This is a genomic window from Chloroherpetonaceae bacterium (assembly GCA_025056565.1).
Classification (GTDB): domain Bacteria; phylum Bacteroidota; class Chlorobiia; order Chlorobiales; family Thermochlorobacteraceae; genus Thermochlorobacter.
In genome coordinates, this window is sequence record JANWWA010000002.1 from 85,560 (window position 1) to 110,200 (window position 24,641).

A 24,641-nucleotide genomic window follows, 5' to 3' on the forward strand; every position below is an offset into this window, starting at 1 on the left:
ATCCAGTGTGAATGCAAAAGCCTAAATTTCACATTCCTAATGGCTTAGACAAAATCCTCTCCCCAAGATTGCTCTCTGCAGCCGAGAGAGAGAATGGGTGAGCAAAAAACCGAACGGTCAGTGTATTGCTATGCTGGAGCATTACCCGTCAGTTATCATCTTGCTGCTCAACTGGAATGGCTGGTGCGACACAATTGAATGCCTAGAGAGCGTATTTCGTTTGAACTACCCGAATTACAGGGTAATAGTGTGTGACAACGGTTCTACCGACGATTCGCCTGCTTACATCAAGGCGTGGGCGGAAGGGAGATATCACTTCACTGTGCCGCCTGAAAGTCCACTGTCGGCTCTGCCCTGCACACCGATTGCTAAACCAATTGCATACCTTGAGCGTACTCTGGCACAGACAGGACCGTGCAGCAAACAAGATGAACCTGATGCAAAGCTCACGCTGATTCAGGTGGGCAAAAATCTTGGCTTTGCAGGCGGCAACAATGTAGGTTTAAGTTATGCACTATCGTATTGTCAATTTGATTACATCTGGCTGCTTAACAGCGACACAGTTGTTCTACCAGATACGCTTACACGGTTGATTGAGGCGGCAAGCAAAGACTGCAAAATTGGACTATGTGGCTCAACGGTGCTATACTACCACAACCCTTCGCGTATTCAAACGCTCGGCGGGGGACGATACCACAAGTGGTTTGGACTCACTTCACACATTGCTGAGGAGGAGTGCCTGACAGATATTCCTGCTGAAATGCGCTGTAGGCTTGCTGCCTCAATGGACTATGTGATGGGCGCCTCAATGCTGGTATCAAGAAATTTCTTGGAGACAGTTGGCTTAATGAGCGAAGAGTATTTCCTTTACTTCGAGGAATTGGATTGGGCTATGCGCGCCAAAGGGCGCTTTAGGTTGGGCTATGCCGTAGAGAGCATTGTCTATCACAAGAGTGGGCGAAGCGTAGGCAATACGCCAAAAGAGTGGAGTCCAACATCTGTGTTTCATACCACGCGCAGTCGGATTAAATTCGTGCGCAAGTTTTATCCAGCATTTTTGCCAATCGTGTATGTGCGACTTCTGCTCTCGCTATTCAATCAATGGCGAAAGGGACAGTGCGCACAAGCTCAAGCAATTTGGAAAGCAATGCGACACCAATGAGAGATGTAATTTGTCGCACTGTGTTGCTGACAACCATTTTTACAATCCCTCTGCAGCAGCTACTCTATCTCTCAGTAGCAGGCATCACAGTAAAGACATACCAAGTGTTGCTGGCTGTGCTGGGCGTGCTATCGTTCTTTCAGGTGCGAGAAAGTCAGGCGCTATCTGAGTGGCAAAAAATCGGTCTTGCATTCTTTCTCGTCAGCGTGAGCGCAGAACTTGCAGGCTACATTGAGCTGCGTAACTTTGGCAGCCTGCCAGAGCTGAAATACATTGGGTCGGTGGAGACACATCGCTTCACACTGAACCTGTATCTCTTACTGAATATGCTGTTTGCGTGGCAAGTTGTGCGCTTCATCACGGAAGTGCCAGAAGGCCTTAGGACAATCTTAACGACAGCTGCACTGGGGTCTCTATTACCATCTCTCTATGCGCTGTATCAACTGTTCAGTTTTGTATTTGGCTTTGAGATTGAAGCACTGGAATTCGGAAGAATTATTGACCGTCCTGAAGCGCCACGCGGCATTTTCTTCGACAGTGGCACAGTGCGATTTGCTTCCACATACTTTGAGCCTGGTCCATTTGGGGGCTACCTGAGCATAATCATTCCGCTGACCGTGTTAGCTATCAAGCAGTGGCAGTCTGATGCCAAAGAACATTTAGCAATCAAATGGGTGCTCAAAGCAATCTTGCTACTGAATATTGTGGCACTGCTACTTTCTTTTTCTACATCTGCACTGGTGGGTATGATGCTCTTTGCACTGATTGTAACTGGGCTAACCTATCCACTGGGCAAAGTTCTTAAAGGTGTGGCAACAGCGCTGTTGGCAGTAGCTGCTATGGTGACGCTACTCGGACAATGGGAGTTTGTCTTAAATACAGTAGATGTCGCTTTTCTCCGAAAGCTGTTTGCCGAAGAGACAGATGTGTATGCTATATCTCGCATAGCAAGGATTCATCAAGCGGAAGTGGGTCTCAAAATTTTTCTTGACCATCCGATAGTCGGTATTGGACCCTTTGTGCCTTTCTTCTTCGAAGTCTATGAGCCTAGCACCGATGGAATGCCGCAAGCGGTGTCAATCGTCTATGTAAATGTGCTAACGCAGACGGGTTTAGTCGGTGGTGCGCTATTCTTCTATGCAATTGGCAAGCTGATGATAAAATTGGTGCGCGCAGTGCGGCTATCAAATCGCATTGTAAAGGCAAATAGCGCTGTGCTCTTGGGGCTATTTGCCGCTGTGCTAACTTTATTTTTTACCTTAGGCTCGCTGGTAGCGGTGCATCTCTGGCTGGCAGTGGGTGTGATAGTAGGCTGGCTAATGTTGCACGATATAGCTTCATCTGCAACCTCGGAAGAAACCCTGACAGATGCCGAATAAGGCTGCTCAATGGCTGCTCCTGCTGAACCTTGTGATGGCCCTGAGCGCAGAAGCGCAGCCAAATCAACTTTCAGGAAAAACATATGTGCCCTCGTATCACCTGCGTTTGGTGAATGAGAAGGTGGGCGGTAGAGAATTTGTGCGTGCAGAACTCAGTGAAAGTAGCATTGCAGAAGAGACGCTCAAGGCTGATGAAACAGGAGTGCTTGCACCGTTTGTGCCTGTGAAGGTGCTCTACATTGGTGTGCCGCTCGGTGCAGCGTTGTCTATTTCTGCAAAAAGCCTTGCAGGTGAAACAAAGTCAGAGGTTCTACTGTCGCCATTTCTTGGAGAAGCGGCAAGGTATGCAGAAAAAGACCTTGCGGCGAAACTGCGTCAAAGTCCGCTATACCAATCGGCGGAAGTGTTCCCTACTTCGCTTGCCAGAGTGGTGCGATATTTTTTTGTTGGCTCACAATATGTGGCGGAAGTGCAAGTAGCGCCTTTGCAATATGCTGCAGCGCGCAGAGAACTGCGCTGGCATCGCCTGATTGAACTAAGTTGGTCATTTGTGCCTGCAGCAAACCGTCAATGGTCTAACCCGACATGTGCTCATAGCGACCTTGATGAAGAGTTTCTGCGTCGAAACCTTGTGAATTACAAGGATGCCAAAGCCTTTCGCGCCCCGCCTTCTGTAACCAGCCAAGTAGGAAGCGCATTTAGCGATAGCACAGGGGCTTGGTATAACCCCTCGCAGCCATATCTCAAATTGCTGACCACTGAAGATGGACTCTACCGCATTTCGGGTGCCGAAATTGCTGCTGCAGGGGTTAGTCTCTCTGGCATTGACCCGCGCACCTTACGGCTAATTTACAAAGGCAAAGAGATGCCGATTCTGGTGCGCGGTGAAGACGACGGGCGATTTGACCCAACTGACGAAATCGAGTTTCTCGGCTCCTTCAACCGTGGCAATCCTGAACCACTGCTGGACGAATTTACAGGGAATGTGGTGGGCACAGTTACCGAGCTAAGAAACGCTTACAGCGATACCAGTGTCTATTGGCTGACTTGGGGTAGCGAGCGGGGACGGCGCGTACAGACTGCCTCAGCCACACCGCGTGGCACAGCGCTGGCACAAAGTTTTTTAGCGACATACTACATTGAGCAAGATTGTGTCTATGTTACGGCACTCACAGAACAAGGGCAATACATCACTGAGCGGGTTCTGGGCGAAGGGTGGGCGCAGCGACTCTTTCAAGTCAGCCCAGCCTTTCCTACTGATGCAGAGCAAGTTAGCTTCCAGCTCGAGGGCGCACTAAACACGGGCATTGCGCAAGCGCGACTTCGTTTTGCGCATACTACAAACGGCACGGCTGAATTTGAAGTGATTCTAAACGGCGCACCAATCGGCACAATTCCGCTTTCAGGTCGAGGGGCTGAGACTTACACGCTATCGTTTAACGCATTAGCTCTGCGAAACGGCACAAACCAGCTGCTGTATCGACTGCGGCGCACTGGTGCGCAAACGGCGGTAGCAATTGTGGCACTCGATTGGATTGAATTTTCCTACCTACGCAGTTTTGCCGTGCCTACACTAGAACGGCAATTCTTCTTCGCTACAGGTAACACAGGGCAAGATATTGAGCTGTCAGGTGTGGTTGAGGGTGATTTTGTGCTCTATGACCTGACGGATACAGTTAGGCTATCGGGGGCAGTCCGAAGTGGAGAGCGGTTGCGCATGAGCACAAGCGCAAATAAGCGATATCTGTTTGCAGAGCAGCGTAACATCTTTCGTCCAATTGTGCGTGTGCATCAGGCAAAGCTGCCACTTCGCAGTCCGAATCGCACAGCCGATTACATTATCATTACACACCCTTTGTTTCGAGCGCAGGCAAATCGCTTAGCAGCGTTTCGTGCTTCACCGCAAGGCGGTGGATACCGCACCGAGGTAGTTGAGACCGAGCAGATTTATGACGAATTTGGTTTTGGACTTTATGACCCTATGGCGATACGGCAGTTTTTGAAGTATGCGTTTGAAAACTGGCGTGCGCCGCGACCGCGCTATGTGGTGCTCTTCGGCGGCGCAAACCGTGATGTCAAAAAGAAGTTGCGCGTCTCATCGGAGCGACCCGCACTTGTGCCAACTTTTGGGCAGCCAGTGAGCGACATCTGGTTCGTGAGTTTTAGCAACGACCCTGCACGACCGTTTCGCAACATTCCCCGAATGATGATTGGGCGTATCCCCGTCTACACCATCGCCGAAGCTGAAACGTACCTCAGCAAGCTGCTAAGCCACAATCAAACGGCTGCCAGAGCGGAGAGGTGGCACAAAAACTTTCTTTTCATCAATGGCGGATTCAATGTGCAAGAGCAGCAGCTATTTCGCTTCTACGCCAATAGCATTATTTCCACATTTGTAACGCCGCCGCCCATTGCAGGCAGAGCCGATACGCTATATCGCGATGACCAAAATCCCTTCGTGAGTACGCAGCTTGAGGCGCAAATTCGCAGTGCAATGCAGCGTGGCAGCTCAGTGGTGCACTACATTGGGCATGCGGGCTCTAACACTTGGGATTTGGCGCTGGGCGACCCGCTGACGCTGCAAAATCGTGCGCGCTATCCGCTGGTGCTGAGTTGGACTTGCAATACGGGACGCTTCGCAGAGCCGTTTGGAAAGTCGTTTGCAGAAAAGTTTCTACTCTCGCCAGAGGGCGGCGCGCTATGCTTTATCGGCACAGCTGGCTGGGGCTTTCCATCGCTCGACCACCTTCTCAGTCAAGGTGTCTTTCGTGCCATTTGCGATACGCTGCGCACTGCAGGCGAAATTTGGTTCTCCGCACATCGGGCGTTTCGTGAGCAGTTTGGCTTTTTTAGCGCAGCGCTGGAAGGCACAATTGACCACTACAACTTGCAAGGCGACCCTGCGGCTCCAATCCCGCTTGCCACTTTGCCCGACCTTGCACTGGAAGCTGGACAAGCAACCTTCCTGAATCAAACATTAGACGAAAGCCTTGCGCAGCCGCTGTCCATCGTGATTGAGAACTATGGACTGGCGACCCGTGAAGGCGTAAGTCTGCGCATTTATGACCGCTGGGCAGAAAACCCTGCGCCAGTGTTGATGCTTGATACCACGCTGCATCCGATTGGCTTACGCGATTCACTGGTGGTGCAACTTCGCTTTACAGGGCAGGTCGGTGTGCATGAACTTGAACTGGTCATCGATGAGCCAAACCGCATTCCAGAGGTTACAAAAGCTAACAACCGCCTACTGCTGCGTGCAAATGTGAGTGCCAACACGGTGATCGGAACAAAGTTACCAGCCTTCGGGGTGCTCCGAGCCGAGAGGCCTGTTTTGACTGTGCTCAGTCGCAGTGAGCGTCCGAATGCGCCGCGCATCTATCAATTTGAACTCGATACCACCGACCGGTTCAATAGCCCGCTTTGCGTGCGAAGCGGTAATGTGCAAGAAGGGCAATACATCACTGAATGGCGACCCAGTGTTTTGCCATTGCCAAACACGCCCTACTTTTGGCGCGTGCGGGTGTTGGAGGGCAGCTCGGATGCGCCTTGGCAAGTGATGCCTGTCTCATTCTCCGATGACCCAGCACTGCAAACCACATGGCAACAATTTGGCACGCATCTTCTTCGCAATCGCTTGGAAGGATTGGTGTGGCAAACCAATGGTCTCACGAATGGCACAGGGCGTTTGCCGCTGATTGTGCGCTCAGTTGGATTGAATGCACAGCTTGCCAGTCTCTTCTATGAAATCATCGTGGGTGAGGATAGGCAGTTTGATATTATTTCCATTGGCGCACCTTCACGCGGGCCGCTGCGTGGCTTAAATGTGGTGATTCTGGACACGGCACAAGGGGTGCGCGTCTCACGCGTGGAGAATTTTGACTTTCTTACAATGTTTCCCTACACGCTGGTCAACTCGGATACCTCGCTGCCCGGACGCTTCACTCGCCTAATTGATGCAATGACGCCAAGCCAATTTGCGCTCATCAGCCTTGTTGATGCCGTGCCGGATACGCGCGACATTGGGATGAATCCGATTCGTCAGCGCTTGGAAGCATTAGGCAGTCAGCACTTCAGCCGCCTTCGCTTTCGGGAGTCATGGGCATTTATTGGCACAAAAAATCGAGGCTTTTATGCCGAAGCATGGGGCACACGCTGCGACCGCTCCCAGCAAATTGGCTGCGACGCCACACAGGAGGTAACCACTATTGACACTGCCATCACCATTCAGCGTCTGCGTGCAGATTGGCTTACGGACCGAATTGGACCGGCTGCACGCTGGCAACGGCTGTCTTGGCAAAGCACAGGTGAGACACAACAAACACGCTTTACCCTTATCGGCGTGCGCTTGGACGGACGAGAAGATTCCTTGCTAACCACCACGCAGCGCATAGGCATGGACCTCTCTCGCATTGATGCGCAAATGTATCCCTACCTTCGACTGCGTGCTACCTTGCAACGCAGTCCTGCAACGGGCGAAGCGCCGCTGCTTTCGGCTGTAACACTGGCTTACACCCAAGCAGGTGATGCGGCGCTATCGTATCAAACGGCACGGGTCGTGCGCGATTCTGTTGAAGCCGGTGAGCCAATTGAACTGATTGCTGAAGTGCGCAACTTGGGCGAGTCGACGCTGCGCAACATTCCAGTTCAGCTCACTCGATTGCTGCCAAGCGGCGCACGCCAAACGCTGCAAATGCTGCGCATTGATTCACTCTTGCCAAATCAAGCGACGCTACTGCGTCTTAGTGCAAATACCGAGCCTCGTTTTGGCTGGCAAACCGTGGCGATTGAGCTTGACCCTAACAATCAACTGGCAGAGCTTTCCAAGCAAAACAATCGGGTTACGCTTTCGGCATTTGTGCGGGCTGATACCATACGCCCCACTGCAACGATTGAGTTTGATGGGCGCCGCATTTTTAATGGCGAGACCGTGCGCCAGCGTCCACGCATTGTAATTCGCGCAACCGATAACACACTTTCTCTTACAGACACAAACTCCATTCGGTTGTTTCTCAATCGTCGTCCGATTTTTTATGCACAGTCAAATGTGCTGACCTTTGTGCCTGCCACACTGGGCAACCCCACTGCGACCGTGGTCTTTACGCCAACGCTGGCAGATGGCATCTACACGCTCTCTGTGGTCGTGCGTGACGCAGCAGGCAACACTGCTGATAGTGCCACAACGACAGTGCGCTTCGTCGTAGAAAGCAGCTTCAAGGTGGAGAACCTATTCAACTATCCAAATCCGTTCTCTGACAAAACGGAATTTGCGTTTCGGCTCACCAGCCCAGATGATGAGCGACCAACGGAGTTCAAAATTTACATCTATACGATTGCAGGTCGCTTGGTGCAAGTGTTAGATGCAATGCCGGTCATTAGCGCAAGCTGGCAAGAATACTACCGCATTCCTTGGGACGGACGTGACCAAGATGGCGACCTATTAGCCAGCGGCGTCTATCTTTATCGCGTGGTGGTGCGCTCCCCAAAGGGAACAATTACGAAGACAGAGCGACTGGCAATTGTGCGATAACGATGAAAGTCTTCTACCTTGCCCCGAAGCCCCATCCGCTCAATGGCATTTCACAATATGCCTCGCTACTGATGTCGGCAATAAAGAAGTATGCGCCCCATATTGCCTTTCACCGCTTAGATGAGCAGGAGTTTATGCAGTGCTATGCCGACCTGCCAAAAGGCAGTGTGGTGATGGCAGAAATGAGTGTCGGAGAAGGCAAAGTGTTCCAAGCACTTTGGCAGCAAAAGCGGCACCGACCTGACCTCAGGCGCGTGATTACAATTCACGACCCGCCACGCTTTGCAGTGGAAATGACCCCACTTTTAGAGCGAATGTCAGCTACAACACTGATGCGGGCACTGCGCCGAGCATTCCTCGACACGCTGGGCTGGGTCGTTGAGCGACAAGTGACTATGCCGCACGACATATTTCTCTGCCTAACACAGCTGGGCAAACAAGTACTGGAACAGAAGTTTAGGCAATATTTCCCCTTTGTGCCAAAAGTCTTCTATGTGCCGCATCTACTCTACCTTGACCCTCCCGAATGTGTGCCTGAGCCAGAGTCACTAGTCCCGACACTCGGCTATTTTGGCTACATCAATCCGCACAAAGGCTTGCATATCTTGATTGAAGCCGTGCGTCGCTTGAAGGCTGAAAGAAAATCTTGCCCGCAACTGATAATCTATGGTGAGCCTATTACACTCAAAGGTTGCCGCTATTATGCACGCTTGCGAGCACAAGTAGCAAAATATCGGCTCGAAGAAATCGTGCAGCTAAGGGGCTACTTACCAGAGCACCAGATTGCGGCATTCCTGCGCACAGTGGATGTGCTGGCTATGCCGTATTTGGATTTAGGATTCGTCTCAGCCAGCGGGGTACTACAATGGGCGCGTAGCGTCGGGGTGCCTGTGCTGGCAAGCCAAACCCCTGCACTAAGGGCACTCATTGCAGATGGCGTAGAAGGTAAGCTGATTCCAACCTACAACATCGCAAAATGGGCTGAAGCGATACATTCTGTCGCAACCGAGCGCAAGATGTGGTGGGCATTTCGCAGCGGCGTCGTGCATAGACGCACCGAAGCAGAGTGGAAAACTGTCGCAATGAAGCTATCGGCTATTCTTCAAGAAATTCAGGGAGCTTAGCAATGCATATTGCAATTGATGCGCTGCTGCTCAAAAATCAAAATGCAGGCACTGGTTTCTACACCCATCAATTGCTTGTGGCACTTTCTCGCCTGCCTTCCGCGCATTGCTTCAGCGTATTTGTTGATGCACGCTATCAAAAAGCAAGTGAGTTTGAGTCTGAGAAAATGAATGTGCGGAAAGTAAAGTTACGCGGCACAGCGCATCGGATTTTGTGGGAACAGCTTGTGCTACCAAAGGAGCTACAGCACATCAAAGCCGATGTTGCGCTCTATCCTTTTTTCATCAAACCAGTGCAGAGCCATGTGCCATCAGTGGTAATTATTCACGATGCGCTGATTAAGATATATCCAGAGCTAATTGAGCCAGTTCGGCGCTGGTATCTTAGTGCGATGATAGAGCGCTCTATTCGGCACGCTACGCGCATCATAACTGTATCGAAATATGCAAGAGCAGATATTGTAAAGCACTATGGCGTAGCGCAAGAACGGATTTCGGTCGTGCCTGCAGCGGCAGCGCCGCATTTTGAAACAAAGCTTTCAAGTGCTGAACAGAGAGCAATTCTGCAGAGCTATGCCGTGCTCTTCGAGCGATTTTTTTTATGCGTTGGCATTAGCCACAGGTATAAAAACTATTTGGAACTTTTGCGTGCATTCAAAGCTGCTTTGGAGAGAGAACCTTCATTGCGGCTTGTGATGGTCGGTAGCGACGGCAACGATGCAACGCGCATTCAGGCGTTTATTGAGCAAAACGCGCTGCAGGAAAAAGTCTTTCGTGCAAAGTATGTGGCATCGGAAGATTTGCGAGCCTTTTACACTGCTGCTGCAGCGCTGGTTGTAACCAGTCAGTATGAATCCTTTTGTTTGCCAATTGTGGAAGCGATGCAATCAGGCTGCCCGGTGATTGTGGCAAATCGTGCAGCACTGCCTGAGACAGCTGGCAATGCAGGTTTAATGTATCGCACAGAGGAAGACCTTTCACAAGCTTTGCTGGAAGTTTGGCGCAACGATGCATTGCGAGCCTCTTTGGTGAAGAAGGGGTATGAACGCGCAAAGGCATACTCGTGGTCAGATTCTGCCAAAAAGACATTGGCAATACTTGAAGCAAGCGTGAGAGCATAGTGATGGGCATGTCTTGACAGTATCGTCATCAAGGCGTAGTATGCAAAGGGGTGCAAAGCAAGGCAGGCACAGCAACTAAGTCTCTTCCAGTGATAAGCGTGGCGTGACGATGAGCACCTCTTCTCGAGAGACCACGACGCTACCGGGCGGAGCCCCTTTGGGCTTGCGAACATACTTTTTCTCCGTGCAAATAACGGGTGCAAGTTCACTGGTGCGGGCTGAGGAATAGTAGGCTGCAATCTCGGCGGCGCGCAAAAGTTCTTCTTTGCTTGGCTTGCGTGAGGCTTTAAGCACGCAGTGCGACCCTGAGACCCCACGCGCATGAAGCCAAATATCATTCGGGCGCGCATACTTGAAGGTAAGCACATCGTTGTTTTCTGCGTTTTTCCCAACCCAAAGTTCTGCGCTGTCGCTAATCTTAAAACGACGAAACAGTTGCACCTGCTCTGCTTGTGCTGTCTGTAGAAGAGAAAATTTTTTAAGCCACTCCAAGTTTTTTTCTCGCCATGCTCTAAATGCTTTGGGCGTGGTGAGGCTCTTAAGCTCGGAAAGCAGCGCTTGCTGCACGCTAAGATGATGCTCAAACTCAGCCAGTCGCTTTTGGGTGGTGGCGATACTCTGTCGTGCAGATTTGGCGCGTGAAAAGTAACGCTCTGCATTTTCCAGCGCGGACTGAGCAGGATCGAGTGGGATTGTGACGCGCTCACCTGCTGCGAACACATCACTGAGTTCAATTTCTGTCAGACCTTTGGCAATCTGTTCACGGTGCAAAAGCAAGAGATGTCCAAACCGCTCATATTGCTCAGCACGATGGTGTGCTAAGTGTATTTTCATTGCTTGAATTTGCTCAGTCGTCTTCTGAAGCAAGCGCTCCAGTGATTTTTGCAAGGAAAGTAACTCTTTGCCGAAATGCTCTTGCTGATGCATCCGTTGCGCATAAATGCGCAGGGCATCGCCTACTAACTCAAAGGTTTCCACTCGCTCAAAGGGGGTATGGGTGTGCGTAACGAGAGAGAACCAGATACGGTTTTCAGAAGAGTAAATTTTTGGCTCAGGTGAAAGCAGCTCATAGAAGAGATCTTGAAAAGCGTGGTAAAGTGCATCGGGTAAGAGCGCAGAGTGAGCTTGACGTGCCCGAAAAAGCAGCTCTCGCGCCAAATACAAATCAAAGCCAATAAGCTGCTTGGTCAAAAATTTTTCTTGCTCTTTTTTGCTTTGTTGGAGCAAGAGTGAAGCGTTGATAGCTTGGAAGAATGCATCTTTGTCTACTGCAAGCCGTTCAAGTGAGCGCAAAATTGGTGTGCGGGCTTCTACTTGCAGAGGCTTTCCGATTTTCTCTGGCGCTTGCTTGAATGATTCCTGCACAAGTCCATCTTTGAGCAAAAAGAAGTTGGTATCAGCACTGAAAAGTTGAAAGGCAAACGAGAGATTGTCTTCAAGCTCCAAGTATAGAATGCGGTCGCTGTCGGAAATCTTTACGGCTTGGATTTGCTTATCGTTGGCAGATGGCATAAGGCTGGCAGTGTTGCGCTTCTTGCGCTGAAAGTCCTCAGAGTAATAGAGTGGCAGATGTGGTGAATGAGCCGTCGCAACCAGCGACAAGCGCTCTTTGTTGCGACCGAAAACCAAAATGCGCAGCTCATTTTTTTCTTGTGAGAAAGACTCGAAGATGTAGCCGCCTTCGAGACGCGCTTTAAGTTCTAAGGCCAGCGCATAGAGCGTAAAGTAACTTTTAGTCATTATGTCTAACCGATGCAAATTGTAAAGACCTATCTTGTAAGTTTATCTGTAATGTTTCACCTATCACCGATTGCGTTGGCGCAAATGAAACAAGCGTTTGACCACAGCAAGTTTGACGCAGTGCTGAAAAAATATGTGCAGGATGGAAAAGTAAATTATGCAGGACTGAAGCAAGAGCCACTGCTTGATGCATATCTCAAAGACTTAGAGCAAGCTGACCCAGAGGCGCTACCGACAAAGGAAGAAAAAATCGCATTTTGGATTAATGCTTATAATGCCTACACACTCAAACTTGTCGTAGACCACTACCCGATAAAGAGCATCACCGACCTAAGCGCTTTGGGCTACCTCACGCTCCCAATTGATAGCCCTTGGAAGCGCAAGTTTTGCAAAGTTGGTGGTAGAGTGTATTCACTGGATGAGATTGAACACGACATTTTGCGTGCCAAGTTTGGCGAAGAGAAAATTCATTTTGCGGTAAATTGTGCCTCAGTGTCGTGCCCTATCCTAAGAAGCGAAGCCTACACGGGTGAAAGATTGGCGCAACAGCTAAGAGAACAGGCAGAAAACTTTTTGCGCGATGGTGTGCGCAATGCATTCCGATTAGAAGAAAATACGCTATACCTTTCCAGAATTTTTGATTGGTATCGCTCAGATTTTGAGAAGAAAAAGTCATCGCTTCTTCTGTATCTTGCGCCATATTTTTCCGATGAAGAACGCCGACGGCTGGAGTCAGGCAACATCACCATTAAATTTCTAGACTACAATTGGGAACTCAATGAGCAAAAATAATCTCGCCTTATGCAAGCGTTTGAGCATGAAAATGGGTCTTTAAGTGCAGCCGAAAAGCCCAAGCGAATTGGCTGGCAGGAGTATTTTATGCGTGTAGCACATCTGATTTCGCTGCGCTCCACATGTGAGCGGGCGCATGTTGGCGCTGTAATTGTGCGAGACAACAATATCTTGGCAACTGGCTACAACGGCTCGCCGTCCGGCTTACCCCATTGCGACGGTCCAAACTGCCTGATTTACAGATCTACGCACCCCGACGGCACAGTCGAAGAGAATTGTATGCGCACCATTCACGCAGAAATGAATGCTATCATTCAAGCGGCAAAGCATGGGGTCTCTATCAAAGATGCAGAAATCTATGTAACGGCAAGCCCGTGCCTCAATTGCCTGAAGGCTTTAATCAATGTCGGCATTAAGACCATTTACTACGACAAGCCTTACAAGATTGAGCATATTTCGGAACTCTTGCGTCTTTCGGGCGTGCGCCTCATTCAGGTGCATATTGAAAACGCACACATCTTGCCGAACCATTCTTAGCTGAACCGATGTCACGGAGACCTCTCTTCTACCTTTGGGACGAAGTCTATCACCTTGACCCTAATTCACTGACGAAATCAGCCTTGCTCGACTTGCAAAGCAGCATCCTGCCAGAAAAGAAACAGCAAGCCCGTGCTGTGCTGCTGTTTCTCTATGTCTCAGGCGTAGCCAAAGAAGAGCGGATGGAAGTGCAAGCTAAAGCAGAGCTCATTAAGGCAGGAGAGACTATACTGCTGTCGGCTGACCGTGAGAAAATCTTGGAAGAAGTCGAGGTGGAGTTAAGCAAACTAAGTGGCAAGCCAGATGAGATTGAGGAAGATTTCTGGAAATACGAAAGCCTTCGGCTGGCCGCAATGCTGATGTATGCGCCGTTTGATACAGCCGTAATGGAGTCCTCGCTTGATGCCGTGATGCTGCTCTCTCGCCTAAAAAAGGTGCCAGCCGATGCGGCATTTATGCTGCTTTGGATGCTGTACGAGCGGGCAATGAATCCGATGTACAAGCGTTTTTTTGCCTCAGCCGAGCCAGACTTTTGGGAAAATTATTGCGCAATGTCGCTTAAAGTAATGGGACGCTATCTACACGATGCAGCGATGGCGTATATCCTCTACTACGAAGAGCCACCGGGTTCTCAGACCTCAGCTCGACACTTGGAGCGATGCGGAAAGTTATTAGACGTAGCACTGGAAGCCTGTTACCTCGTGCATCGACTGTCGCCGTTTATTACTGCCGAAATCGATAGGGGCATCTACGAATTCTGCTCGAAAGCAATCATAGAACGCGACCCCAAGCCACTGATTACATACTCGTATCGCCTATTGGATTTATCGAGCGAAGATTTCTTCGTAACCCTGCCAAAAGAACAAATCAATACACTGATTTTGAAGGCTATAAACAAGTTACCTCTCGAAGTCAGGGCGTAGCTGTGCAAGTGAAGTAAGAAAGGCAAAAACCAAAAACCAGTGAAAAGCGGCAAATATGCCGAGAGAGAAGTGGTCAGAAGCAGAGCGGCTGGCACAAGATGAACGCTATATGCGTGAGTGCTTCCAATTGGCTCGACGAGGCGTAGGCAAGGTCAGCCCGAATCCAATGGTCGGAGCGGTGCTGGTGCATCAAGGTAAGGTGATTGGGCGGGGGTGGCACAAAGTCTTTGGCGGTCCACACGCCGAAGTGAACGCTATTCAATCAGTGAAAGACCCCACGCTTTTGCAAGCCGCGACGCTTTATGTCAATCTTGAGCCGTGTGCACACTACGGAAAAACACCACCCTGCACAGACCTTATTATTGAGAAGAAAATTCCGCGCGTGGTGGTTGGCTGCAAAGACCCTTACAAGAAAGTCTCAGGTCGGGGTATTAAAAAACTGAGAGAAGCAGGAATTGAGGTAACAGTAGATGTCCTCAAAGAGGAAGCCGAGCAGCTCAATGAAGCTTTTATCAAATACCATACTCAGGGCATTCCCTTCGTGGCTCTCAAGCTCGCACAAAGCCTTGACGGAAAAATCGCAACCAAAACCAAAGAATCAAGGTGGATTACAAGTGAAGCAGCTCGCGCATATGCTCATCAGCTTCGCGCTGAACATGACGCAGTGATGATTGGGACTGGCACTGCCTTAGCAGATAATCCATTGCTTACAGTGCGTGCGGTCAAGGGGCGAAACCCCATCCGCATTTTGCTAGACCGCAAGTTGCGTGTCCCACTTCACGCTAATCTTTTTAACCAAGATGCAAAAACGATTCTTTTTACTTCCAAAGTGAACCGCAAGCACCCCAAAATCGATGCACTAAATCGTCAAGGCGTAGCAACCCGATTTGTGGCGGAAAAAAATGATGAGTTAAGCCTTGTGCAAGTAATGGAAGCGCTCTATGAAGAAAAAGTGCTCTCGGTGCTGGTCGAAGGTGGAGCTAAGCTCTTTGCATCGCTTATACGCGCTCAGCTCTGCGATAAACTCTACCTCTTCATCGCTCCTAAAATTCTCGGTGCCGATGCGCTCTCGAGCATCGGGCAGCTTAACCTTAGACACCTCGACGAGAGCGTAAAATTGCGCAACCTGTCGCTGAAAATCTTGGAAGAGACAGTGCTCTTGGAGGGATACTTTTGAGTCTATCTGCCCCCGGCTAAGAAGAGCGAATAGGCCTTTTGTAGCTTGAAAACCCTTAAAAGCGGCGTGTAGCTGCTTCCCCATCAAGCGAGACGCCCAAGACCCAGTGATGCGTGAAAATTCACAAAAAAGTAGCATTTTTGGGCTAAGCAATGCCTTAACCCTAAACCAGTGGTGCTATGCCAGCCTTTTCTTTTGACCCGACATCTCGTGCAACTCGAACAGAGCAATATCTTGCTTACCTAAGAGCAATGTCCAATCTGGAGAAGGAAGAGCAAGCTCAAAAAGCACTGACAGATTGGTATCAGCAGCGCTTAGAGCAGGCTCAATCACTACTGCAAAGCGACGATAGCCAAGCGCGCCAGTTAGGCGACGCAATGAAGCGAGCACAAGCAGCGGTGATAGGTGAGCTAAACGATAAAGTATGGGAAAGTGCAACCGCCTTAGGAAGGCATAGCACTATCTGGACTGAGAATGCAGCGGCTTTGGACTGGGTTTATGCATTCAACTTAGACCAAGAGCATTGCAAGCGCTTCGAAGTCCGAGATATGCAACTTCTCTATCGCATCTCAACAGCAGAAGAATACCTTGCCAAGCGCATTGAGCAAGCAATGCAGCACTACTCAAAAGGTCTAAGTGATTATGACCTTTACGACTTAGCGCTAAAGCGTATGGAAGAAGTGTTGGAGAAAAGACCAAACGAATACACGCTTTGGCATCGGGTAGGGCTGATATACCTGTATGTGCCTAACCTATTCAATCCAGAGAAGGCAAAAGAGGCGCTTTGCAAAGCAGCAGACCTTGCAGAGAAAGAAGAAGATACGTTAGCATTGCCGCTGTTACGCGTCTTCTACGGTGAAGAATTGAGCTTCCAAGACGCCGTGCGCGCTGCGGCATCGGATGCGTATTTCCATTCAGCGGTGGTAAGCTACGTGTTGGGTGACTACAACGCTATGAGCCAGATGGCGCTAAGAGCCTATCAACTCTCGCCCAAATTCTTAGAGGCAGGTTTTCTTTCTGCCAAAGGCTATGCGCTAACCAAGAAGGATAGCGATGCAATTGACCTGCTGCGGCGTGTGCTTGAGGTTGAACCTTTTTATGCCATCAAGACTGCAGCAGATTATGACCTCATAATGCGCCCTGCGATCTTGGACTACTTGCACCAGCTTTTGACCGAAGCCGATGCAAAAACAAGAGAACTGCTAAAGAAATGCCGTGAAATGATGGTCAGCGATAGTGAAGCGGCACCAATTTTAGACGAACTCGAAAAGCGCGCTGAGATGAAGAACTACTTCAATCTGCGCGACATTCAAAATGAGGTGCGTCGAGAACGCCGCTGGCGACTTTTGCCCACCAGTTTTCGCTTGCAAAAGAACCTGTCAGGTCACGCCCTACGTATCAACGCAATGGTCTTTAGCCCGAATGGGCGGCAGTTGGCTTCGGCAAGCTGGAAAACCATTATCACCGATACCCGCACTGGCGAGCAACTGCAAACTTTGATGGAAGAATCAGCCAGAAACTATGTCTATGCCTTAGCCTACAGTCCAGACGGAAAAATCCTTGCAACAGCGGGCAGTACCCACGTCATTCGGCTTTGGAATGCAGAGACGGGACAAGAAATCAAAAAATTAGAGGGACATAGTCGCGCTGTACACACAGTAGCATTCAGCCCAGATGGTAAGCTCTTGGCGTCGGGTAGTGCCGATAAGACAGTCAAAATTTGGGACGTGGCAAAAGGCAAAGAAGTAAAAACGCTAAAAGGACACACGGATACGGTCAATAAGGTCGTCTTCAGCCCCGACGGCAAGCAACTTGCCTCTGCCAGTGCCGATAAAACCATAAAGCTTTGGAGCGTTAAAACCGCTGCCAAACCCAAAACACTAACGGGGCACACGCACAGTGTAACCTCTATTGAATACAGTCCTTCTGGTGAGATGCTGGCGTCAGGCAGTTGGGATAAAACGATTCGCCTGTGGGAGATACCCTCTGGCAAAGAGCTGCGGGTGTTACAAGGACACGAAAGCGGCATCGAATCCGTGCAGTTTGCCAGAGACGGTCGCTCACTGACAAGCACCTCATACAACCGCATTTCTAAACAGTGCCAAATTAAGCTGTGGGATGTGCACACTGGTGCACAAATTGACCAGAGTGAAGGGCGCTTCTACGCTGTAACACTCAGTGCCGATGGCAACGGCTTGGCGGTGGCAACGGGCGAGAAAACAATTAAACTTTCTACTGCACCGATGCTGTCGCTCGAATCCTTTGTAGAGTTGGAGAGACGCTACAAGGAAGGCGCAACGAATTTAGACCGCCGCAAAGGGCCTCGCCGTGAGCGAGAAGAACGGCGCAAGGTAAATATCCCAGTGGCTGTCGAGCGGCGCAAGGCAAATCGCACGCCAGGCGCAAAAGGTCCAGACCGGCGCACAACCAGCGATGATTTGGATATTCCATTCTTGTAACCGAAGTCAAGTGTTCTGCAAGCGTGACAGGCACTTCACTAGCGATTCGCAGCGAAGCGGCTTTACCCCTCATGTCGCACGCTGGTGTAGGGGCGAATGAACTGACGCTTGCTGGGAGCTTCAAAGAATTGCAAGATTTCTTGCCGCTCTGGGGAGTCGGGCACTTCAGTCTTCACGCGTTCAATTGCGTTGCGCAGCAATAAGCCAGACTGGAAGATAATGCGGTAACAGTCACGCATCGCATTAATTTGTGCTGAACTGAAATTGCGTCGCCGCAGCCCGACGACATTGATGCCCTCGAAGCGCGCAGGCACTCCATCAGCTGTTACAAATGGTGGCACATCGTGCACCACCTTGGCCGCTCCACCAATCATGGCGTGCTTACCGATGCGCGTAAATTGATGCACTACGGAGCCGCCACCCAGAAAAGCGTATTCGTCGACAACCACATGACCGCCAAACTGCACTGCGTTGGCGACAATCACATTGTCACCAATCACACAGTCGTGTGCGACATGAACATATGCCATCAAGAAGCAATGTGAGCCAATCACGGTTTTGCCAAGCGCAATAGTGCCACGATGAAGCGTGGCGCACTCGCGAATGGTTGTATGGTCGCCGACAACAAGCAAAGTTTTTTCACCAAAAAATTTGAGGTCTTGTGGGATGGCTGCAATTACGGCGTTAGGAAAAATGCGGCAGTATTTTCCAATGCGTGCGCCGCTGTAGATAACGACATGGTGACCGACTTCAGTGCCTTCACCAATTTCTACATCATCTTCTATCACAGAGTATGCACCGACTTTCACGCCATTGCCGAGCTTTGCACCTGCACTAACAATAGCTGTCGGATGAATGTCCACTTCCGCAACGCTCATTCTGCCTTTTCTTTGTTTCGCGTTTTCAAGGCAAAGAAGGTGCGGTTGTAAAGCTCAATAAGCCCAAGATTCTTGAGCTGACGCTTGATGAAGTTCTTGGTGTGCTCTTTCACCAGAGTTTGTGCCTTCTTTGTGAAAGGTTCATTGGGGCGAGTGCGGAAGGTCGTATCATGGTATTTAATCTCTTTCGGTGCAGGTGTATAGTAGTAAGCGTAAAACGACTTGCGTGATTCATGCGCTGGCACGCTGATTTTAGAGTAGCCGTGATAGGATCTATCGTTGGTCTCAAAGATCACGCAGCGATTGAAAATAGGCAGGTAAGCAGCACCACAGGCTGTAAGGTGTTCGTCCCAAAGCTCCAGCTGGCCGCCGTAGTCTTCTTTCCAAAATTTGTTAAGGAAAATCAGCACATTGATGCGACGATGCAGTGGCTCAGTAGGGTGAATGTTGAAATCAATATGCAGGTCTAAGTAGCTGCCATTGCCCCCTTGATGCGTACCTGCACCCAAAGGTCCTTCACAAGTAGTGAGGTTGCTGATACCAGTGAGCGTTTCCAAAAAACGAAGAAAAGTGGGACTGAAGAGTTCTGCACGCAACTCACGGAAAATCGGATGATACTGCTCAAACTGACTGTCCTCTGCCTTGCGCTCGTTGAGACCGTCGTAGTGTGTTTTCATCTGTGAGAGCTTGGGGAAATGCTCATAAAGCATCGTTGCAACGGACTCGTCCAAAAAGCCATCAATTGCGATATGCGGATAAGGATGAGCTGTATCATAACGCCGCTTCAAATTCAAAAGCGTCTCAGGTTCGAGCCACTTTGGCTGAATCAGGCGTAGCGTCTCTGTAGCGATAGCCATAGCGGTAATAGGTTAGAGTTACAACACGCTGTCAATTTAATTTTTCTTTCTGCAAAACTGAACTATCAACCGCTTGCATACCAGCGGCTAAGCGCCTAAGTTCCTCTACTTCTTGCTTTAGCTGCGGGTCATTCGGATAGAGGCTAGCAAGCTGCTGGTAAATTGGCAAGGCTTTTTGGTATTCACCAAGTGAGCGGTAGGCTTGTGCAAGGTAAAAATTCGGCAGCGGGTCTTGTGGATACTTAATCATCATTGCTTGCACCTCGCGCTCCATTTTGCTCATTAGGTTCATTGCTTTGTCTTTGGCGCCTGCAGCCGCATACATGCGAATCGCGGCTTGCGTAAGGCGGTAGTCTGCGTCTTGCTCGGAGTCCAGTAGCGTCGACTCAGCTCTGTCCAAGATAGCAATCACAAGCTCACGGTTAGGTACTTCTCTCACCGTGCCATCTTTCTCACGAATGCGACTTGTGCCGTTAAGGTCGCTCGCATACTCCGATGCCAGACGCAGAAAGACATTTTTGTAGTTGCTGACCAAGCGGCGCGTGTTTTCATCGTAATAAACACTCGGATTGTTCAGGTTGGTGTAGCGAAAAACATTCATCAGCTTATCATACATAATCTCCGTGTCTATCACACCATAGCCTTCTGACTTAATCGGCACGACGCGATAGGCAAAGCCGTCCATACGCAAGTATTCGTCAATGCCAATGCGGTTCGATTCACTGACCGTCATTGCAAAGTAAATCGGGCGTGTCCAGATGTTATTGGTGATAACTTCATAGACCACACGGTCTTGTGCGCGAATGTAGCCCTGATTGTTAGGACCTTGCAGGACAGGCTGCATTGTCCAGCGAATCGTATCCACAATTGTGTAATTGCCTTTTAGATTTGGAATCGTGCCGCGCTCACGTCCTTCATAATAAGCTTTGAATTCGCCCCGCTTAACTTCGTCGGGCACAGGGAGCACAACTTCTCTTGTGCGCCAAGGCTCATAGCCAAAGTCCTTTGAATTCAACTCACGGTCAGAGATGTTCATTTTAACTTTCTTCGCACCACGAGGCTCTTCGTTTTTTAACTGCCACACATGCCAATCCGTGTTGGCTAAACTGAGGTTGCAGACGCGCACATCTTGACGAATGCCATAAACCTCCTGCAAACACCAGAGTGGAAAGGTGTCGTTGTCACCATTAGTGAAGAGCACTGCATCTTTGTCGCAGCTCATCAGGAGATTGTAGGCATAGTCATAAGGCACGTAGTTGCCAGAGCGGTCGTGCGTGTGGTAGTTGACACGCAGCATATTACCGTTAATGAATATGAGACCGAATGCACACGCTGCAACGGCGCCAGCCGTGAGCTTAGGTTCTTCCTTGATGCTTTCGCGTAGGGTCTCAAAGAGTGCATCAATGCCAATACCGACCCAGATAGCAAAAGCAAAGAAACTACCCACATAGACATAGTCGCGCTCGCGTGGTTGCGGTTCGGGTGGGTTAGTGTAGATGTTAATGAAAACACCGGTCAGCAAAAGCAGCGCGACAACCATCAACGCCATCTGCCAGTTGCGCCTAAAGTGGTAGATTGCACCGAAAATGCCCACTGCGAAAGGAATACCCCAGAGCTTTGACCAATCTACACCGTCATCTTGTTCATCACCAGCGCGCCCGATGAACTGCCAGCCAAAATAACGCAGGTAAAGATGCGCCACTTGATACTTGATGAAAAAATCAAAGTCGCTACTATACTTCTGGTAGTTGCGCTGATGCTCTGGGTCATTTGACCAGCGGCGTTTGAACAAAGGATAATCGCCGTATTGCTCACGGTTGAGGTAGGAGAAGAGCTTCTCAAATGTAGCAGGCGCATTTTCGTTGATAGGTGGCTTAGCTTGCGCGCGCAGCATAATGAGCGTCATTGAACTGTAACCAATGATAATGAGCATGAGCGCGGTGGCAACCAGATTGGCTAAGCGCATTTTGTTTTGATAGGTGTAGTAGACGGCATAAATGAGTGCGGCAACAATTAGCACGCCGACAAGGGGGGACGTGTCGCGCATCAGTTGCGGGAGCTTTTGCACAATGCCCGGATAGATGACAAGGAACATAAGCGACGAGACCACAACCAAAATCGCAAAGCCCTTGATAGAAAATTCGTAGCGACGGAAGTAGTAAATGAGCGCCAGCGCAAAAAATGCTAAGAGCGCTTGCAAATGCACGCCCAGTGCAATGCCGAAAGCATATGCAATCAAAAGAAGCCACCTATCGCCTGTTTCTGTATCGGCATATTCGTACCAGCGCAGCATCAGCCAGACCACAACCGTGTTGAGAAACATTGAGGATGCATACACTTCGGCTTCCACCGCATTGAACCAAAAACTATCGGAAAATGCAAGAGTAAGCGCAGCAACCACACCTGCACCGTAGGCGGAGATTTTCTCCGGCAGTGTCCAGCTATCAGGGTCTGTGCCACGATAAATGCGAATGAGGCGAATGGTAATAAGGTAGGTCAGCATCACCGCCAGTGATGCGGCAATCGTGCTGATAAGATTAACGCGCAGGCCAATGTCTTCAATAAAAGGCAGAAGAATGATAAAGACCCTACCTAAGAGTGTAAAAATAGGCGTCCCTGGCGGATGTGGCACACCCAAGGTGTTTGCAACAGCAATAAACTCGCCACAATCCCAAAAAGAGAAAGTCGGCGCAACAGTGAGCAGATAGACAAACTGCGCTACGGCATAGACCCCGATAGCAATGTAAGCATTGAGTTTGCGATGTGTGAGCATCGGACGAGTTGAAATGGTTTCAGAGGAAGAGAGATTCGGCGATTTCATCAGCAAGTGTGAATCCTTTGTCGGTCAGTTTAATGATGTCGCCCGCAGGCGACCGTTCTTGCAGCAAAAGCCCAGAAGCGACAAAAGTTGAAACCTTCTCTTCATACTGTTTTAGAAGTTGAGCTTGCAAGTTACGAAACTTTTTTGCCAATTCCGAGAGATTAATGCCCTTCTCCTGCCGCAAACCTAAAAGCACAGTTTCATTGAAGATATCTTTTTCAGTAAGCGTTTCTTGGAAAAGCAGCGCATCTGTAGGCGAAGCAAGGTAGGTGTTCAGACTCGCCACATTTGCAAAGCGCACCTCACCACGCTCAGTCTTCACAAAAGAGTGCGCCGCAGGACCGAAGCCCAAATAAGGCACGCGATTCCAATACGATGAATTGTGTTGCGACTGAAAATGAGGCTGGGCAAAATTAGAGACCTCGTAGTGCACATAACCATATTGGCGCAGCACGTGCATTGTGAGCAGAAACATATCCGCTTGCAAAGAATCCAGCGGGGGTTGGCGCTTGCCCTGCTTGATGAGCTTACTGAGCAGCGTGCGTGGCTCAATCGTGAGCGAATAGGTAGAAAGGTGCGGCAATTCAAAAGAGAGTGCAGTGCGCAGTTCGCTCTCCCAATCCGTCAGCGATTCATTCTCGACACCAAAAATGAGGTCTATGCTGACATTCTGGAAGTGTCGCTTAGCACATTCTACGGCTGCCTGACTTTTTTCGGCGGTGTGTGTCCTCGAGAGCCAATGCAGTTTCTCTGACTTGAAGGACTGAATGCCCAAACTGAGTCGATTGATACCGATGTTCGCAAGGTCTTTTAGATACGCGTCGGTAATATCCTCTGGATTTGCCTCAAGCGAGATTTCCAGTGAGGAAGCCAGCCGATAATGCTGCTCAGCGTTTTTGAGAATAGACTCAAGCTGTGCAGCGGTTAGCAGCGAAGGCGTGCCGCCACCGAAGTAAATGGTGTCAACGATTTCATCTTGGAAAAGCTCAGCACGGGCGACGACTTCCACTGAAAGGGCGTCCAAAAACTGCTCTATGAGACGCGTGTTCGTCGTGAAATAGAAGTCGCAATAGTTGCAGCGGCGCCGACAAAACGGAATATGGAAATAGAGTCCTGCCACCGTCAAACTTTCTTGGTATGCAAGCGATAAAGAAGATAGCCTACTTTGGCAAGCTGACGCAACTTGCCAAGAAAAGTCTGCCCATAAAAGAGCGAGACCCGACGACCGTTAAATCGGCTCGGCACAAAGCGCTTCGTGCGAATGTCAATCACAGGCTTAATATACACCCTGCCAACGTAGGGGTCGGACATTAAGGGTGAGTAATAAATGCAATTCTCAAAGTAGTAGTGTGTAACTTGGCTGAAGCGTGTGCGCGCACGGTTGCGAATAGGCGAGCCACCGTGAAAAAGATTGGCAGCCCAGATGAGTGCTTCACCTTTTTTCAGTTCAAGCTCTTTGCGCTCAAAGCCTTGCGAGGCAATGAAAGATTCTACAAATGACTCGTAGTGCCCATAGTGCTCAGGTTGCGGTGTTGAAAATGCCAGTGTGCCACAGCGACCAATGTCATACAGCTCATAGAGCGGGAGCTTGTGGCTGCCCACATAGTAATGAAGTGGACCGCTGTCGGCATCCACATCTTCCAAAGCAACCCAAACACCGCACATATAGCGCGGCGGGTAGGAGTGAAAGTGAATCGTGTCGCTGTGCGTCTTTTGCTCCGTGCCTACGGGAAAGTTCAAAGTTTGAAATGGGATAGGCTCACGCTGGTAGAAAAGCCGAAGATACCTCAGCACCTTATCGGCTATGGCAATTTGGCGAAATGCGTCCTCTACCATCCACGCATCCATAATGCGCGTCTGCCGAAGCGACCCATCGGGAGCATAACACAATTGGCGAATAGCTTGGGCCGCATGGTCTAAGAGCGCCATAGGCAACTCTGTGTGAAGCACAAAGTAGCCATCGCGTGCAAACTGACGCACCGCTTGCTCATGCTCAGGTGATAGCTGAAGGCGCTGAATTTCCTGCGAGAGCAGTGGTTCAGGCAGTTCAACCAGTGGAATGTTGAGTGGCATCGCCTCTCTTTTGCAAAAATCAGTGTGCATTCTAAGAATTCAAGGCAGAAAAAGCAATGAGAGCGTGCACT

Annotated in this window: 16 protein-coding genes; 10 read left to right on the plus strand and 6 right to left on the minus strand. The window is 49.8% G+C overall.

Annotated features, from left to right (window positions below):
- Positions 1-130: 130 nt before the first annotated feature.
- From NZM05_02595 to NZM05_02615, 5 genes are read left to right on the plus strand one after another with little or no spacing between them, the layout of a single operon-like run.
- Positions 131-1,162, plus strand: coding sequence for a glycosyltransferase family 2 protein (locus tag NZM05_02595; protein ID MCS7012509.1), 1,032 nt, complete (start codon positions 131-133; stop codon positions 1,160-1,162).
- Positions 1,159-2,541: an O-antigen ligase family protein gene (locus NZM05_02600; protein MCS7012510.1), complete on the plus strand. Its 1,383-nt coding sequence runs from the start codon at positions 1,159-1,161 to the stop codon at positions 2,539-2,541. Before NZM05_02595 ends, NZM05_02600 begins: the two co-directional genes overlap by 4 nt.
- Positions 2,531-8,068 carry a C25 family cysteine peptidase gene (locus NZM05_02605; protein MCS7012511.1) on the plus strand — a complete coding sequence of 1,846 codons (5,538 nt, stop codon included), beginning with the start codon at positions 2,531-2,533 and terminating at the stop codon, positions 8,066-8,068. Before NZM05_02600 ends, NZM05_02605 begins: the two co-directional genes overlap by 11 nt.
- A 2-nt stretch (positions 8,069-8,070) precedes the next feature.
- Positions 8,071-9,192, plus strand: coding sequence for a glycosyltransferase (locus NZM05_02610; protein ID MCS7012512.1), 1,122 nt, complete (start codon positions 8,071-8,073; stop codon positions 9,190-9,192).
- Positions 9,193-9,194: 2 nt separating this feature from the next.
- On the plus strand, positions 9,195-10,313 hold the full coding sequence (locus NZM05_02615; GenBank protein MCS7012513.1) for a glycosyltransferase family 4 protein: 1,119 nt from the start codon (positions 9,195-9,197) through the stop codon (positions 10,311-10,313).
- Positions 10,314-10,388: 75 nt separating this feature from the next.
- Here the strand turns inward: NZM05_02615 and NZM05_02620 are convergent, their stop codons facing one another.
- Complete coding sequence (locus NZM05_02620; protein MCS7012514.1) at positions 10,389-12,053, minus strand: NFACT RNA binding domain-containing protein; 1,665 nt, start codon at positions 12,051-12,053, stop codon at positions 10,389-10,391.
- A gap of 12 nt (positions 12,054-12,065) precedes the next feature.
- Here NZM05_02620 and NZM05_02625 point away from each other — a divergent pair, with 12 nt between their 5' ends.
- The 5 genes from NZM05_02625 to NZM05_02645 all read left to right on the plus strand — a co-directional run bounded on the left by NZM05_02625 (position 12,066) and on the right by NZM05_02645 (position 17,941).
- Positions 12,066-12,845: a DUF547 domain-containing protein gene (locus NZM05_02625; GenBank protein MCS7012515.1), complete on the plus strand. Its 780-nt coding sequence runs from the start codon at positions 12,066-12,068 to the stop codon at positions 12,843-12,845.
- Between the two features lie 9 nt (positions 12,846-12,854).
- Positions 12,855-13,382: a dCMP deaminase family protein gene (locus tag NZM05_02630; protein MCS7012516.1), complete on the plus strand. Its 528-nt coding sequence runs from the start codon at positions 12,855-12,857 to the stop codon at positions 13,380-13,382.
- 8 nt (positions 13,383-13,390) lie between these two features.
- Positions 13,391-14,305 (plus strand): hypothetical protein, encoded by a 915-nt coding sequence (locus NZM05_02635; GenBank protein ID MCS7012517.1) that lies wholly within the window; start codon positions 13,391-13,393, stop codon positions 14,303-14,305.
- Positions 14,306-14,360: 55 nt separating this feature from the next.
- The gene (gene ribD, locus NZM05_02640; protein MCS7012518.1) at positions 14,361-15,482 is read left to right on the plus strand and encodes a bifunctional diaminohydroxyphosphoribosylaminopyrimidine deaminase/5-amino-6-(5-phosphoribosylamino)uracil reductase RibD; all 1,122 of its coding nucleotides are present in this window, start codon (positions 14,361-14,363) and stop codon (positions 15,480-15,482) included.
- A 179-nt stretch (positions 15,483-15,661) separates the two neighbouring features.
- The gene (locus NZM05_02645; GenBank protein MCS7012519.1) at positions 15,662-17,941 is read left to right on the plus strand and encodes a WD40 repeat domain-containing protein; all 2,280 of its coding nucleotides are present in this window, start codon (positions 15,662-15,664) and stop codon (positions 17,939-17,941) included.
- Between the two features lie 62 nt (positions 17,942-18,003).
- Here NZM05_02645 and lpxA read toward each other — a convergent pair whose 3' ends face one another.
- From lpxA to NZM05_02670, 5 genes are read right to left on the minus strand one after another with little or no spacing between them, the layout of a single operon-like run.
- Complete coding sequence (gene lpxA, locus NZM05_02650) at positions 18,004-18,819, minus strand: acyl-ACP--UDP-N-acetylglucosamine O-acyltransferase (GenBank protein ID MCS7012520.1); 816 nt, start codon at positions 18,817-18,819, stop codon at positions 18,004-18,006.
- Positions 18,816-19,676, minus strand: coding sequence for a 2OG-Fe(II) oxygenase (locus NZM05_02655; GenBank protein ID MCS7012521.1), 861 nt, complete (start codon positions 19,674-19,676; stop codon positions 18,816-18,818). The genes lpxA and NZM05_02655 overlap by 4 nt, the downstream gene beginning before the upstream one ends.
- A 31-nt stretch (positions 19,677-19,707) precedes the next feature.
- Positions 19,708-22,497: a DUF2723 domain-containing protein gene (locus tag NZM05_02660; protein ID MCS7012522.1), complete on the minus strand. Its 2,790-nt coding sequence runs from the start codon at positions 22,495-22,497 to the stop codon at positions 19,708-19,710.
- Positions 22,469-23,617: a radical SAM family heme chaperone HemW gene (hemW, locus tag NZM05_02665; protein MCS7012523.1), complete on the minus strand. Its 1,149-nt coding sequence runs from the start codon at positions 23,615-23,617 to the stop codon at positions 22,469-22,471. Before hemW ends, NZM05_02660 begins: the two co-directional genes overlap by 29 nt.
- A gap of 2 nt (positions 23,618-23,619) precedes the next feature.
- Positions 23,620-24,570: a phytanoyl-CoA dioxygenase family protein gene (locus tag NZM05_02670; GenBank protein MCS7012524.1), complete on the minus strand. Its 951-nt coding sequence runs from the start codon at positions 24,568-24,570 to the stop codon at positions 23,620-23,622.
- Positions 24,571-24,641 lie beyond the last annotated feature (71 nt).